The following is a 14,708-nucleotide window of genomic DNA, read 5'->3' as shown; positions in this document are numbered from 1 at the left end:
GAGCGGGAGCGGGAGCGGGAGCGGGAGCGGGAGCGGGAGCGGGAGCGGGAGCGGGAGCGGGAGCGGGAGCGGGAGCGGGAGCGGGAGCGGGAGCGGGGGTCTGGGTGGCAGTAACAAATACAGGCATCCCGGCTTCCGTGCTGGCACTGGCCGGCACCGCGGCCCCCATGCCGGCAACGAGCCCCAAAAGCACGCCGGCCATAAGCACAGGCTGACCCCGCACTGGTGAATTTTTCATGACAATTTCCCTTCCATCTGGCCTAGAATTATCGGCGCATCCTTATGTGAGCGGCTAGTGGGCTGCGGCTGGGCTCCGGCGCTCTGCCTCATTACCGCTCATTAAATGAATATACTCCCGGATCAGGAAAAGAGATCCCTAAAGAATACAATTAATTATCCGACCGGGAATGCACACCGAACTGCCTCATGTATTTGATACATTTCGCATATTGATGCACATGCGGCGGAATCAGCCTTATCGGCCAGTGCCCCTCGGCCTGCATCCGGTCCGCGCCGGGCCCTTGCTCGCAGCGGCCTTCCGCCAGTGCGTGCGGCCTCGACGACGCTGATGTGATCGGCGGTGCTGTTCGCCCGGGCATTACCAGGGCCCATCATGACGGCCAGGATCTCACCGGCGCCGGTCTGTACCGTGGTCGGCGGCGATAAACGGGGCGAAGCCGTACCCGCCCTTACACATTCCGGTGGCAGTTTCCTCGCCGCGAAGCCACCAGGGTCGCGTCCGGATCCATAACCAGCGGATCGGCGGCCGCCGCGGCCCTCGCCTGGCTGCGGTCCCCGGCCGCCTCCCATACCCTCTTGCGCAGGGTGCGAGTCACATAGGTTCGAAGCCATGGCCGACCACTTCCGGGCTCGCTGTTGCCCGCTCGAAGAACCAGGAGAATGGAGCGAGGCTGCGGACGCGGCGGAATCGATGACACAAGCTTTAGGCCGCGCTGGGCGCCTCCCGCATCTATGTCCGCGGGCCCAAGGCCCGCGGCGCGGTGTGTGCGGCCAGCCTGGACGATATGGGCATCGGCCATGACGAGCGCACCTCCACTTTGGTGGACCCGCGGCTGATCGAGTCGAGGCGTTCGCCACGGGGGTGGTGGGCGGCCGCCGTCGGACCCGTGACCGCCCAGCCGCTGGTCGACGCCGGAATCACGCCAATCATGCCGGAACCCTCCCCATGGGCGCGCTGATCCGGCTGGTGTGCGAGCACCTGGACGAACACCGGACCGAAAGCTTCAACACCGCGCGCGGGACAGTGCAGCTGCGCGGCTGGCGGCACAGGGCAAACATGCCCTGGACATGGCCATGAGCCTGCTGCGGCTGTCCCTGCTTAACGTGTAGCTCAGATATTCTCTCTACGGCTATGCCGCCAGATGCTTGATTAATTACTGCGCGCAAAAGAAGCATTGAAATCAGCAGAATTTGTTAATCAGCAGGAACACTCATTACGGCAGAGCCAATTGACCATTGAAAAGGGATAACCGCCATGGCAGTTATCCCCTGGTTATTCGGAAGTGAAACTGATTGTTTCCTGTATAACTCCTTGCAGTGCTATGCCTTGGCCGGCCCTACCGCCTCAGGTCCCGGCAATCCACCCGGAGGCGTTCGCTGCGGACATCGCCGTCTCGTGCGCTGGAAGCGGTTGCCTGGAAGGTCACAAATCTCCTGTTCTCGCAGTCAATATCCACACGGACCCGGAAGTTGCCTTCCCGGTCCGGCATGACCCGATCGCGGAAGACAACCCGGTCCCGATTCCGGTCTACTTCCCTAACCACGACACGAACATTGTTGCCCTCGAAGTTCTCGCCGATCACAACAAGCCGGTCATTGGCGTTAACCCGGAGCCGGAGGCTCGCCTCATCCGCTCTTGGGTCCCGTCTGTCGTCGCTAGCGGCGACACTGGCCGGCGACGAGGCCGCCATGCTGGCATTGGCCGGACCCGCAAACCCCATGCCGACGAGGAGCCCCAGGAGCACACCGGTCATGATGACGAGCCGCCGCCATACTGATGTCTTTTTCATGATTACCGCACTTCCCTGCTTACCGGGGAGTTTTTGGACGCGTCAGCGCGTCCGCTGCATGAACGACTAGTAGGTATGCGGCCGGCCCCCGGCAGTCCGTCCCCCCCTTGCCGCTCATTAATGAATATACCTCCAGAGCGGACCAATAGAACCGCCTGTAACTAAATTTTGATTAGTTTATCGAAACCCCAGAATGGGCACCGCCCAAGGGCGAATAGCGGTGGAATCTGACGACATATACATATGCATCCATCAATTCATGCAAATTGATGTTATTGCTCATTTACTGAAAGGGGTGAACCATTACCTGTCCGGCCATTAAGCGACCTGCGTATCGGGGCCACGGACCAGGCACGAACACGCAGAGGCCCGGCGGTCTGCTTCGACCGCCGGGCCTCCGTCTGTCCGGAATGCGGGCTCCGCTACCGGGAGCCGATGTCTTCCTTTTCCTTCTCGGTCAGGAAGGTTCCCTTGAACATCTCGTCTTCGAGCGCCTGCCACTGTTCCATCGTGCGGGAGAACTCGGCGCGATGCGCGTCCGTCCCGTCGACACTGACCAGGCTGCCCAGGATTCTGCGGACCATATTTTCACCTCCAAAGAGACCCGATGGCCGACGCCATCGTTCATGCATCTTACGGCCCGGACATGAGCCGCCCGTGGCGGGCGGATGTCCGTTACGTAAATTGAACATCATGGTTCGTTCACCCCGCCGTGAGATTCCTGCCTGCAGAATCAGCACGGCCGAGTGGTACCTGCTGGGACCGCAGCCCCGGACTTCATCCTGAGTTTGTTTGAGCAAAGCGGTATCCCTGATAGTTTTCTAAAGATTGCATAACATTTTCCGCGGTTCGGGGGATGGCCGACAACCAATGCGCAGGGGGCAATTCATCAGTGCAGGACTGTTTCGACGACCTGGCGAACAGCGGCGCCGCAGGCTGGCTTGTCCCGCTGGCAGTGCTGGCCGTGGCAGCGGCGGTGGCGGGCATTGCGGTGCACCGGCGCGGACGCGGCAACACCGGAGCATTGCTGCTGCTGCCGATGCTGGCCGCTGCGGCCGGGACGCTGTTGCTGTCCATAGGAGCGCCCGCGCAGGCCGCTGACCCGGGCTGCCCATCGGCCGAGGGTTCGTCGGCTCCGCAGTCAGCCGCCACCAGCGGCCGGAACGATGCCCAGGATCCGGCGTCGGAATCCACCTCGGCCCAGGGGACAGCGCACCGGGGAACAGCGCCACCGACCGGCGGCTCGCCTGCACCCAACGGCCCCTCCGCACAGGGCGGCGCACCGGCGCCCGACGTTGCTCCATCCTCGCGGACCACGGCAGCGCCGGACACGGCACGATCACCGAGCCTTCCAGCGCAGCGGGTCCCCGCTCCGACATCGACGGCGGGGTCCGCTCCCGGGTTGGTCCCGCAGCCGGTTCCTCCGGCCGGCTCCGCGCCGGCGCCGTCGGGAACACGGTCGGGATCGCCGTCGCGTCCGGCTGTCCCTGGCACGGCCCGACCGACTGTCCCGGTGCCGTCGGCGCCGGCCGCGCCGACTTCCCCCGTGACCGGCACGCCGACGCAGACTTCCCCTGCTCCCGGCACGTCGTCAGGTCCGGCGGCCCCGCCCGCCGCGGAACCGCCGGTAACAGCCGAACCGACGCCGGAGCCGCCGTTTACCGCACCAGTCCCGGGTCCAGTACCTCCTTCTGATGATCCCGGCAGCATCGGTCCCGGGACCGGAAACAGTCCGGGCGGAACTGACAGCGACGTCGATACCCTGCCCGACGTCCTGGAAGCCCAGCTGGGCACCAGCCCCACCCGGAGCGACACCGACAGCGATGGCCTCACCGACCCGGAAGAGGTGCGGCTGGGGACCGACCCGACCAAGCCGGACAGCGACGCCGACGGCATTACCGATCCGCAGGATGACCGGGACGAAGACGGCGTCACCAACGCCGAGGAAATCCGGCGCGGCACCGCAGGCTGAGCGTCCGTTCCTGGGCAGACCCGCCGCCCCCGGCGGGGTCGCACGGAGCCGCCCGAGGTATGAAAGGATGGGGATTCGCCCAGCACAAAACTCCCGCAACAGACACGGGCCGGACGTCGGAAAGGACAATCATGTCGGAATCTGTCGCCTCCTTGATCGACCACACCCTGCTGAAGCCGGAAGCCAGCCGGGAGGACATCCTCAAAGTCTGTGCCGAAGCCGTGAAGTACGGTTTCAAGTCGGTGTGCGTGAACCCGATCTGGACGGCCCTGGTGCACAACACCCTGAAGGAAACAGAGGTCCAGACCTGCAGCGTCGTCGGATTCCCCTTCGGTGCCACCCCAACCGATGTGAAGGTCTACGAGGCCCGCGGTGCCACTCTCGACGGCGCGGATGAAATCGACATGGTCATCAACATCGCCGCGGCCCGCGCCGGGGACCGCAGCACCCTGCTGACGGATATCGCGTCCGTGGCCGAAGCCGCCCACGCCGGCGGCGCCATCCTCAAGGTCATCCTTGAAACGTCCCTGCTGACCGATGAACAGAAGGTCCTGGTCTGCGAGGTCGCAGCCGAAGCCGGCGCCGATTTCGTCAAGACCTCCACCGGCTTCGCCAGCGGCGGGGCCACGGTCGAGGACATCGCGCTCATGCGCAGGACGGTGGGGCCGGACATCGGCGTCAAGGCCAGCGGGGGGATCCGCAGCCTTGAGGATGCACGGGCTATGATCGACGCCGGCGCAACACGCATCGGAGCCAGCTCCGGCGTCGCTATTGTTAAGGGTGAGCAAGCCACCGCCAACTACTGACCCGGCCACGTGCCGCCGGTTCGGCGGCGGGCCACCCACCGGGGCACCTGGATGAACAGGACCGCCCGCATACACGCACTAGGGAGAAACACCATGGAACGCACACGCGCACGCAGCAAGCAGAAGCTTCACTCCGGCCAGGGACATCTGATCGGCAACCTCCTGACCTACGCCGTGATGCTGGCCTGCTTCCTCGGCGCCGTCTATTCCCTGTCCTTCCTGACCCTGGACAACCCCTGGCCGATGGCCGTCTGCATCGGGCTCTTCTTCCTGGCCTACTTCATCCCGCAGCAGTTCATGGGCCGCTCGGATTCCCACGAGCGCGAACGCCACTAACGCCCCGGCGGCTGCCGGCCCCCGTTGCCGGCCCTGGTTTGCTGTCCGGCGGCAGGAACCGGGTAGTATTCAGACCCCTGAGCGCGCAGCACTGGCTGCAGGAAAACGCCTACCCCCAACAGGCGGCCCCTGCACCGGACTGCGTGCTCAGTCTTATTCATATCCTCCCCGGCGCGGGCGGGACCGGACGAAAGAGGCACTGCAGATGATGGGAGGCCATCACGCAGCCACCGGCGCGGCCGCCTGGGTGGCGGTCACGTCCACCGGCCAGTACACGCTGGGTTGGTATCCGCTGGATGCGACCGGCATCCTGATCGGTGCCCTGGCGACGGCGGGCGCGGCCCTGATCTGCGACTGGGACCACCGCTCCAGCACGATCGCCAACGCGCTGCCGCCGCTGTCCAATGCCATCGCCGTCGGCATCGAGAACATCAGCGGCGGACACCGCCAGGGCACCCATTCGCTGCTCGGCGCCGCCGCCTTCGTTGCCCTGGCCGTGCTGGCCGGTAATGTCCAGGTGCAGACGCCCGCCGGCGGACTGGCCCTCGGCGCGGGCCTGCTGTGCATGTTCCTGGTGAACATCGCCGCCAAGGCGCTCAAGCTGTTTCCCCGCAACGGCTTTGTGTCCAACTGGGTCTTCGGCCTGGCGATCGCTGGCCTCGTGGCCTGGTTCGCTCCGGAAAACTGGACGTGGCTGCCCCTGGCCATGGGAATCGGCGTCGTGGTCCATATCCTTGGCGACATGATCACCACCGGCGGGGTACCGCTGCTGTGGCCGCTGCGGCTGAAACCGCCGCGGTTCTGGCGCCGCATCCCCATCCTGAAGAACATCTGGAGGGCCAGCGGCTGCTTCAGCCTACCGATCCTGGGGCGCGCCGGTTCACGCCGGGAGTGGTTCCTCCTGATTCCCGTCAGCGGCTACGCCATGGTGGGCATGGGCATCGCGGCATGGCAGCTTCTTGCCGGCAGCGTCGCACCGGCATTCCTCACGGCAATCCGCTGAGCGCCGGCACCCCGGACAGCCTCCCACAGAAAAGTGATTGCAGTGCAAGCACTGCAATCACGTTCCGGAAAGATGCCCGCTTGCGCCTACGGAGCCCCCGTTCCCTTATGCTGCCGGCCGAGCACCAGCCCAAGCACCACCATGCCAACACCGAGCACCAGGTGCAGCCAGTTGTCCGCCATGTTCATCGGCACGAAGTTGGCGGCCGACTCCATGGGGATCAGCAGGCCGTACAGCCACAGTGCCAGGTACACGACGCCGCCCCAGAGCAGGAAGTTGCGTGAACCTGCGACGCTGCTGGCCAAGTAGACACCCAAAACACCGAACAGCAGATGGACGATATTATGCAGCACGGACACCTGGAAGACGCCGAACAGCATCGCGCCTGATTCCATGCCGGCGAACGTCATCTCGCTGAAGCTGGTGGTCGCGCCGGGGATGAAGCCCAGGATTCCCACCAGGAGGAAGACGGCACCGACGACTAGGGACGAGATCTGTACGGCTGTGTGCCCGAGCTCCCAATGCATACGGTGAGGATGTGCAGTAGTCATTGCTCTCTCCTAATCACTATGCCCGTCACTTCGCGGGGATACTGGTCGGACAAGAAAGAGCCTCGCTCGTGACCTGGCGACATTAGTTTAAGCCCGGTGTTACCTGCAGGTACAGAGGTACGACGGCGGCCGGGTGGCCGCCGTCGTCATACTGCCTCAGTCTTCCGGCACCGGGTGGTCTTCGGTGTCCGTGTTGGTGGCCGCCCCCTCCAAGGTGGCGCCGCCTTCGTCCGTCCAGTCCCCGCCCTCGGTGGCATCGCGTGCCGGATCCGACTGGACGTCGGCCTCCTGCCCCGCCGGTGCCGCCATCTCTTCCTTGGGTCGATGGTTCCCGGTTGCGCTCCCGCCGGAGTCAACGCTTTCGTCTGCAGCCATTAATAACCTTCCTTTCGGAACATCGGGCATCTTCGGACACCCCCCAGCCTTCCAGCCGCGTTCCCATAACGCCAGCCTCGAAGAAGGTCGGAGCCTTAGCGTAGACTCCCGCCACGTCCGCGTTTCCGCGGCGGACCTCCGCCGATCCGTCGAGCGCACCTGCAGCCGGGCCGGCAGCGACCCACGGAGCGCCGGGCCGTGTGCCGTTGGGGGATGGCGTTCACCGGCGATCAGTGAAGGCGGTGCCCCGAGGGGCACCGCCTTCAGATTTCAGGCCATCCTTGACTGCGAGTACGCTCGCCTGCGGTTGGCCTTGGCCGGTCCGGTGGGAGCGTACGGTCGGGTCGGATGCTCCCAGGTGCGGCGGCGGCGGGACGGCTTGCGCCGTCGGCCCCCCGCCACCGCCGCTCTGGACCGGCGGACAGGACCATGCCCCGGATAGGGCGGCCCAGCTGCGGGGTCTAGGCGATCGGCGGAGCCCACATCACATAGCCGGCAACTACACAGCAGAGGAGTTGGAAGATGGTGCGCATCGGGATCATTCCTTCGGTATTTCGTGGCTTTTTCGGATCCTCCGGCTGACTGCCGAGGATGAAATCTGCTTCCAGCTTGCGGTAAATGCGTGAAATTTCCATGAGACGCCAATGAGAATCCTCTCATCCCCCGAATTGGGGTTCAGTGTCTCCCCATGCCGGGGGTGGCTGAGCCGCTCACCTATGTCTATTGACAACCGAACCTACATATCAGAACCGGGTCAGCGCCGCCCAGGTGACGGCGCCGGCCACGATCACCAGCAGGGCGATACCAACGGCCGTAGCCACCCGGCCGGTGCGGCGGGCAGGCTCGGACCGGCGTATTCTGCGCGTGATGCGGCGCAGCCTTCTGTTCATTTCCATCCCCCACGGGATTCGTCCCCAAAGCCGTCTGTGCTCCGTGAGCATCCTATGGCCGGCCTGCGGCATTCGATGACAAGTGTCATCAGAATCACGGAAACCGGCGTAACCCTCCGCCGGCCCACCCCGAACCGGCACCTGCGGGACCGTTATCGTTTTGCAATCTACCTGCTGTCTTTCCTACGGTGGCTGTCCAAGGAGGTGCTTACATGCACACAAACAGGACACGCGATCCGACCATTGACATCGCCCGCGGCCTGGCGATCATCGCCATCGTTGCCGGACACGTCCTGCGGGGACTGACCGACGTCGGGCTTATCGGCAAGGACGCCGCCTTCCTGCTCAGCGACCGCGGAATCTACATGTTCCACCTGACCATCTTCGCGTTCCTGGCAGGCCTGTTCGTACGGTCTGGGGTGGGGAAAGCAGGAGCGCCGACGTACCTGCGCCAGCGTGTGGCGTCCTTCACCTACCTGTATCTGCTGTGGACCTTCCTCACCGGCCTGCTGGGTCCGGCGCTGGCCGGCAGGCTCGATCTCGAAAAGCCCCTCCATGATGTGCTGGAATTCTGGGTGCCGAAGGACCAGTACTGGTTCCTGCCCTGGCTGATCTGCATGACGCTGCTGGCCGTCATCACCAGGCCCTGGGAATCGCGCAGCCGCACCTTCCTTGGACTAGGCGGCGCGCTCGGCCTGTCCCTGGCACTGTGGGCGGTCAACGGACAGGTGATCGGAACGCAGGGCTTCGGACTGACCGTCTTCTTTTTCGCCGGCGTCGTGATCGGGGCAGGACCGTTCACCGCCGCGGTGGCCGCGCTGACGCCGGCACGGACCGGAGTGGTCTTCGGCGCGGGACTGGCGCTGTACCTGGGACTGCTGCTGGCGGGGGCCACCCCGCCCACCATCGGCGGGAACGACCGCACGGTCCTCTCGGTCGCCGCCGGCTTCGTGGCCGCGTACGCCTCCGCGGCTGCTGTGATTGCTGTCTCCCGGCTGCTGTCCCGCGTCCGCACCGTCGGACCCCTGCTGGCCTTCACCGGGCAGCGGTCCATGGAGATCTTCCTGGCGCACAGCCTGGCCGTCGCCGCAACCCGGAATACGCTGACGGGTCTGGGGATCACGACGCCGGCTACGCACCTGGTGGTCGGTACGGTCGTCAGTGTCCTGGTTCCGCTGGCCGTCTGGCTGCTGGCCCGCCGGCTGGATGCCGGATGGCTCTTCGCCGCCCCGGCCTGGCTGACCCCCACCCCCGATGACTCAGCAGCCCGCGCACGAATGGAGCCTCAGACGAGCGTTTCGCGCTGACTCACCGAGGGGTGCGGGGTTAGCGCACGACGGCGGCGACCGGCTCGTGGCGGATTACCTGGCCGTTGAGGATGTGCTCGACCGGGCGGCCCAGCAGCTCGGTCAGGGTCAGCCGGATCAGCGTTCCGTGGGCGACGACGATGACGCGGCGGCCCTCGTACTGGGTGGACAGGTCCGCGAGGGCCTCGATTCCGCGCCTGGCCACCTCGGCCTCGGGCTCCGCATCGTCCAGCGGCAGCTTCTCCCCGGGCGCCACGACCCGGCCTTCATCGCGGCCGAAGTCGCGCTCAATCAGCTGCTCGACGGAACCCAGGTAGGGCACGTCCAGTTCCTCGGCAATGATCCGGGCGGTCTGGACGGCGCGCAGCAGCGGTGAGGACAGGATGCCGTCCCACTCGTCGGCACGCAGTTCCGCCGCTGCCTGCCGGGCGTGGCCGCGGCCGGTTTCATTCAGCGGGTTGTCCGTGCGGCCCTGCAGCCGACGCTGAAGGTTCCAATCCGTTTCTCCATGCCTTACCAGCGCGAACATTCCGCTCCTTCGTCCGATCCAGGTTTCCGGTTCAAGCCAATGCCTCCCATGCTAGCCCTCACGGCTCGCTGCCATGGCCAGGTACCGTGGCCAGCTGTCACGGCTACCTGTCACGGCAGCGGCCAGGGACGGCGCCGCAGGTCGAAGATCTCCCAGGCCCGGGGTACAAGATCGAAGGCCACGTCGCACAGGTACCGCAGCTGTTCCATCGTGCCGGTGCGGAGCATGGCCTGGTTCATGGGCACAGGGCCTCCATCGGCAACCGGACCGCCGGCTGCCTCCGCAGCAACACCGTCAACAAACCCGTCCACAAACCCGTCCGCAGAGGTCCATTCGAGGCCGTGCGAGTAGCCGCTGCAGAACTGCCACGCGTACATCAGGCCCTCCGGCATGTCCGGGCAGCTGCGCAGGTCGGTGAGGATGGAGGTCTGGGTGCGGTTCTTGGTCGCATACCCCCAGCTGCCGTCGCCTTTGAGCCGGAACATCGGCGTGGCCGGCTCCAGCTCCTGGGCCGAGGCGTTGACCGCCCGCCGGAGGGCATCGAAGGTTTCCATCACGGCCGCGTGGCGGTCCGGGTGGAATTCGGCCAGGTAGGCGTCCCAGAAGGAGGCGGCGTTGAACACCTCCCGGGCAATCAGGACCAGGGACCGGCGGGCGCGTTCCTGCCCGTCCTCCGGCAGCAAAGCCCACAGGACCGTCGTCGTGCATTCAATGATGGTCCGGACCAGGCCGTACGGCGCATGCGTGTGGGTCCGGTAGCGGAGCTCCCCGTTAGCCGCGGTGACGAAGAGCAGCCGGTTCAGCGCCTGCAGATTGTCCATCGCAGCGGTGAGGGACTGCCGGACCAGCCTGCTGACGCTGCGCGAGGATGCGAACCTCTCGTCGAGCAGGTACAGCGAGGACCCCTTCTCCACACTGTCCGCGCGCAGGCGCCGGGCGCTGAGCACCGCCATCGCCTGCAGCCGGTCATGGATGGCTTTGGCGGCGCGGCTTTCGCTGTCAGTCCCGGCCAGCGGGCGCTCGGTGTCCGGAGCGGCAGCCACCACTCACTCCTTGAAGATCGCGTCGATGACCTGCTGGGCCCACTGCAGGATGGCCTCGTCCGCCAGGTCCCGGCCGCCGATGCGGGAGGTCTTGGGCTTAGGAATCAGCACCGCGTTCAGTGCCGGCTTGACCGACGACCCCGGGTACATCCGGGCCAGGCGCATCTGCTTGGATTCGGGCAGGTTGGCCGGAGCGAACTTGATGAAGTTGCCTTGCAGCGCCACGTCCGTCAGGCCCACCTGGCGGGCGCCCACGCGGAAGCGGGCCACGGCCACCAGGTTCTGCACCGGCAGCGGCGGTTCGCCGTAGCGGTCCGTCAGTTCCTCCACCACCTCGTCGATGGCCTCGTGGGTCAGTGCCGCGGCCAGCTTGCGGTAGGCCTCCAGCCGCAGCCGCTCCCCCGGCACGTAATCGTGCGGCAGATGGGCGTTGATGGGCAGTTCGATCTTCATCTCCGCGGCCTTTTCCTCCGCCTCCCCGCGGAAAGACGCCACTGCCTCACCGACCAGCCGGATGTAGAGGTCGAACCCGACGCCCTGGATGTGGCCGGACTGCTCGCCGCCCAGCAGGTTGCCGGCCCCGCGGATCTCCAGGTCCTTCAGGGCCAGCTGCATGCCGGCGCCCAGCTCGTTGTGCGCGGCGACGGCCTTGAGCCGCTCCAGCGCCACCTCGCCCAGGGGTTTTTCCGCCGGATACAGGAAGTAGGCGTAGGCCCGTTCGCGGCCGCGGCCCACCCGGCCGCGCAGCTGGTGCAGCTGGGACAGGCCGTAGGAGTCCGCCCGGTCCACGATCAGCGTGTTGGCGTTGGAGATGTCCAGACCGGTTTCGATGATGGTGGTGCAGACCAGCACGTCGAAACGCTTCTCCCAGAAGTCCACGATGATCTGCTCCAGCCGGTGCTCGGACATCTGCCCGTGCGCCACCTCCACGCGCGCCTCCGGCACCAGTTCCCGGATCTGCGCGGCCATCTTTTCGATCGAGGAGACGCGGTTGTGCACAAAGAACACCTGGCCTTCGCGCATCAGCTCGCGCCGGATCGCCGCGGAGGTCTGCTTGTCCGTGTACGGGCCCACATAGGTCAGCACCGGGTGCCGTTCCTCCGGCGGGGTGGCCAGCGTGGAGGTTTCGCGGATGCCGGTCAGGGACATCTCCAGGGTGCGCGGAATCGGGGTCGCGGACATGGCCAGCACGTCCACGTTGGTGCGCATCTTCTTGAGCGCTTCCTTGTGCTCGACGCCGAAGCGCTGCTCCTCGTCCACGATCACCAGGCCCAGGTCCTTGAACTCGACCTCCTTGGACAGCAGCCTGTGGGTGCCGATGACGACGTCGACAATCCCGTTCTTCAGGTCCTCCACCGTCTCCTTCGCTTCCTTGCCGGTCTGGAAGCGGGACAGCGGCTGGACGCGGACCGGGAAACCGGAGAAGCGCTCGGTGAAGGTTTCGTAGTGCTGCTGGGCCAGCAGCGTGGTGGGCACCAGCACAGCTACCTGCTTGCCGTCCTGCACCGCCTTGAACGCGGCGCGCACCGCGATCTCGGTCTTGCCGTAGCCCACGTCGCCGGAGACCAGGCGGTCCATCGGGATCTCCCGCTCCATGTCCGCCTTGACCTCGTTGATGGTGGTCAGCTGGTCCGGCGTCTCCACGTACGGGAACGCCTCCTCCAGCTCGCGCTGCCACGGGGTGTCCGGTGCGAAGGCGTGCCCGCGGGAAGCCATCCGCGCCGAATACAGCCGGATCAGTTCGCCGGCGATCTCCCTGACCGCCTTGCGCGCCTTGGACTTGGTGCTCGCCCAGTCCGCGCCGCCCATCTTGGACAACGACGGCGTGTCCCCGCCCACGTAGCGGGTCACCTGGTCCAACTGGTCGGTGGGCACGAACAGCCGGTCCCCCGGCGCACCGCGCTTGGCCGGGGCATACTCCAGCACCATATAGTCACGCACGGTCTTGGTGGGCCCGGCGCCGCTGGCGCGCTGGATGAGCTCGACGAACTTGGCAATGCCGTGCTGCTCGTGCACCACGAAGTCCCCCTCGACCAGGGTCAGGGGATCGACGGCGTTGCGGCGCTTGGACGGCATCCGCTGCATGTCCTTGGTGGAGCGGGCGCTGGCGCGGCCCAGCAGGTCCGCCTCCGTGAGCAGCCCCAGCTTGAGGCCGTCCAGCACGAAGCCGCGTCCGGCAGGCGCCGTCGTAATTTCCACGATGCCCGGCTGCGGTTCGCGGTCCAGCGTGTCGATGCGGGCGGCGGGGATGTCCGCGTCGTGGAAGAGTTCGGCCAGGCGCTGGGCGGGGCCGGGACCGTCGGTGACCACCACCAGGCGCCACTGGTCCTTCATGCGGCCGCCGATGAAATCCATCATCTCCCCGACATCGCCCTGGTAGCCGCGGGGTTCGCGGGCATGGATGGTCAGCGTGTCGATGTCCAGCACCAGTTCGTCGTCGGTGCCCAGTGAGGTGATGGACCACCAGGAGATGCCGTGGCCCAGCGCGGTGGAGCGGGTCTCGGTGAGCGAGCGGAAACTGGCCGCGTCCAGGCTGGCGCTGATGCCGTCGGAGCCGTCGCCGCCGTCGAGCGCCTGGGACAGATCCACCGGCGCCGCACCGCCCTCGGAGGCGGTGGCCCACGCCGCGGCGAGGAATTCCTCGTTCGTCGCGGCCAGGTCGTGGGCCCGCGAACGCACCTTTTCCGGTTCGACCAGCACACTGATGGAGCCGGCCGGCAGCTCGCCCAGGAACGGCACCATGGCATCCACCAGCACCGGCGCCAGCGATTCCATGCCTTCCACCGCGATCCCGCCGGCGATCTTCTCCAGCATGGAGGCGGCCGCCGGCATGCGCGGCTGCAGCTTCGCGGCACGGGACATCACGGCCGGGGTGATCAGCAGTTCGCGGCACGGCGGGGCGTAGAGTTCGGACGGGTGCTTGACGTTCGGCCCGGTCAGCGAGCGCTGGTCCGCGACCGCGAACCAGCGCATCTGGTCCACCTCGTCGCCGAAGAATTCGATGCGGACCGGATGGTCCTCGGTGGGCGGGAAGACATCGAGGATGCCGCCGCGGACGGCAAATTCGCCGCGCCGGGTCACCATGTCCACGCGGGCGTAGGCGGCGTCGGCGAGGGCGCGGATGACGTCGTCGAACGGCTTTTCGTCGCCGACCCGCAGGGAGACGGGAACCAGGTCGCCCAGTCCGGCGACCAGCGGCTGCAGCACCGCACGCACGGGTGCGACGACGACACGCAGCGGCTCCGGGCGGGTTCCGGGATGCTTGATGCGGCGGAGGACGGAAATGCGGCGACCGACGGTATCCGAACGCGGCGAAAGCCGCTCATGCGGCAGGGTTTCCCAGGCGGGGAATTCCTCGATCGCCCCGTCCGGCAGGTAGCCGCGCAGCGCGGCGGCCAGGTCCTCGGTTTCGCGTTCCGTGGCCGTGACGGCCAGGACCACCGGCGGCGCGGCGCCGTCCCCGGCCAGCCCGTCCGCCATCTCGGCGATCAGCGCCGCGCGCAGGCCGGTGGGCGCGCCGATCTGGAAATCCTCGTTGCGTTCGTCCGCGGGCCGGGCGGCCTGGGCCCGGACCCTCGCGTAGGAAGCGTCGTCGGCAAGGACGGCCCGCAGTCCGTTCAGGCTCATGGTCCCGGTTCTCCTTCATGATTGCCCGCAGCACGAATACCCGAGGTTCGCTGACGAACCCCGGGGCATGCACACGAGTTTACCGCGCCGCGGCCGGCGGACCCCGCCGCCTGGAGCGGTTGCTTGAGTGCGCAAGGTTTCCCTAGGAGGCCGCTGAACAAATTGCTTCTGTAACTTGGGGAGTTTAAGGCGCGCCTGCTGGACTCGTCCGCTCAGTGGTTAAGACTGGTCTTATGCAG

15 protein-coding genes are annotated in these 14,708 nt (G+C 66.5%); 6 read left to right on the top strand and 9 right to left on the bottom strand.

The annotated features are described in order from the left end of the window. Positions 1 to 1,001: 1,001 nt before the first annotated feature. Entirely contained in the window at positions 1,002 to 1,199 is a 198-nt protein-coding gene (locus AC5RWU_RS21970) for a hypothetical protein (protein ID WP_494037270.1), read from the top strand. Positions 1,200 to 1,577: 378 nt separating this feature from the next. Here AC5RWU_RS21970 and AC5RWU_RS21965 read toward each other — a convergent pair whose 3' ends face one another. Both AC5RWU_RS21965 and AC5RWU_RS21960 read right to left on the bottom strand, forming a co-directional pair. Beyond that, positions 1,578 to 2,030: a hypothetical protein gene (locus AC5RWU_RS21965; protein WP_494037269.1), complete on the bottom strand. Its 453-nt coding sequence runs from the start codon at positions 2,028 to 2,030 to the stop codon at positions 1,578 to 1,580. Between the two features lie 422 nt (positions 2,031 to 2,452). Beyond that, complete coding sequence (locus tag AC5RWU_RS21960; RefSeq protein ID WP_494037268.1) at positions 2,453 to 2,614, bottom strand: hypothetical protein; 162 nt, start codon at positions 2,612 to 2,614, stop codon at positions 2,453 to 2,455. A 272-nt stretch (positions 2,615 to 2,886) separates the two neighbouring features. Between AC5RWU_RS21960 and AC5RWU_RS21955 the strand changes: the two genes are divergently transcribed. From AC5RWU_RS21955 to AC5RWU_RS21940, 4 genes are all read left to right on the top strand, one after another. Next, complete coding sequence (locus AC5RWU_RS21955) at positions 2,887 to 4,002, top strand: hypothetical protein (protein ID WP_494037267.1); 1,116 nt, start codon at positions 2,887 to 2,889, stop codon at positions 4,000 to 4,002. Between the two features lie 131 nt (positions 4,003 to 4,133). Continuing rightward, entirely contained in the window at positions 4,134 to 4,808 is a 675-nt protein-coding gene (gene deoC, locus AC5RWU_RS21950; protein ID WP_494037266.1) for a deoxyribose-phosphate aldolase, read from the top strand. Between the two features lie 93 nt (positions 4,809 to 4,901). Further along, positions 4,902 to 5,144, top strand: coding sequence for a hypothetical protein (locus tag AC5RWU_RS21945; RefSeq protein WP_494037265.1), 243 nt, complete (start codon positions 4,902 to 4,904; stop codon positions 5,142 to 5,144). 205 nt (positions 5,145 to 5,349) lie between these two features. Next, positions 5,350 to 6,147, top strand: coding sequence for a metal-dependent hydrolase (locus tag AC5RWU_RS21940; protein ID WP_494037264.1), 798 nt, complete (start codon positions 5,350 to 5,352; stop codon positions 6,145 to 6,147). An 86-nt stretch (positions 6,148 to 6,233) separates the two neighbouring features. Here the strand turns inward: AC5RWU_RS21940 and AC5RWU_RS21935 are convergent, their stop codons facing one another. From AC5RWU_RS21935 to AC5RWU_RS21920, 4 genes are all read right to left on the bottom strand, one after another. Continuing rightward, entirely contained in the window at positions 6,234 to 6,698 is a 465-nt protein-coding gene (locus AC5RWU_RS21935) for a DUF4383 domain-containing protein (protein ID WP_494037263.1), read from the bottom strand. 156 nt (positions 6,699 to 6,854) lie between these two features. After that, positions 6,855 to 7,073: a hypothetical protein gene (locus AC5RWU_RS21930; protein WP_494037262.1), complete on the bottom strand. Its 219-nt coding sequence runs from the start codon at positions 7,071 to 7,073 to the stop codon at positions 6,855 to 6,857. Positions 7,074 to 7,534: 461 nt separating this feature from the next. Continuing rightward, positions 7,535 to 7,708: a hypothetical protein gene (locus tag AC5RWU_RS21925; RefSeq protein ID WP_494037261.1), complete on the bottom strand. Its 174-nt coding sequence runs from the start codon at positions 7,706 to 7,708 to the stop codon at positions 7,535 to 7,537. Between the two features lie 108 nt (positions 7,709 to 7,816). Continuing rightward, the gene (locus AC5RWU_RS21920; protein ID WP_494037260.1) at positions 7,817 to 7,963 is read right to left on the bottom strand and encodes a hypothetical protein; all 147 of its coding nucleotides are present in this window, start codon (positions 7,961 to 7,963) and stop codon (positions 7,817 to 7,819) included. Positions 7,964 to 8,175: 212 nt separating this feature from the next. On the opposite strand from AC5RWU_RS21920, the gene AC5RWU_RS21915 reads away from it, so the two are divergent. After that, a complete protein-coding gene (locus tag AC5RWU_RS21915) occupies positions 8,176 to 9,270 on the top strand; it encodes an acyltransferase family protein (RefSeq protein WP_494037259.1) in 1,095 nt (364 codons plus the stop codon). A 19-nt stretch (positions 9,271 to 9,289) separates the two neighbouring features. Here the strand turns inward: AC5RWU_RS21915 and AC5RWU_RS21910 are convergent, their stop codons facing one another. The 3 genes from AC5RWU_RS21910 to mfd all read right to left on the bottom strand — a co-directional run bounded on the left by AC5RWU_RS21910 (position 9,290) and on the right by mfd (position 14,469). After that, entirely contained in the window at positions 9,290 to 9,799 is a 510-nt protein-coding gene (locus AC5RWU_RS21910) for a histidine phosphatase family protein (protein ID WP_494037258.1), read from the bottom strand. Between the two features lie 110 nt (positions 9,800 to 9,909). Continuing rightward, the gene (locus AC5RWU_RS21905; RefSeq protein ID WP_494037257.1) at positions 9,910 to 10,842 is read right to left on the bottom strand and encodes a hypothetical protein; all 933 of its coding nucleotides are present in this window, start codon (positions 10,840 to 10,842) and stop codon (positions 9,910 to 9,912) included. Between the two features lie 3 nt (positions 10,843 to 10,845). After that, positions 10,846 to 14,469 (bottom strand): transcription-repair coupling factor, encoded by a 3,624-nt coding sequence (gene mfd / locus AC5RWU_RS21900; RefSeq protein ID WP_494037256.1) that lies wholly within the window; start codon positions 14,467 to 14,469, stop codon positions 10,846 to 10,848. Positions 14,470 to 14,708: the final 239 nt, after the last annotated feature.

The organism is Arthrobacter sp. B0427-1-12 (genome assembly GCF_059092905.1).
This window is presented reverse-complemented; position numbering and strand designations above follow the sequence as displayed.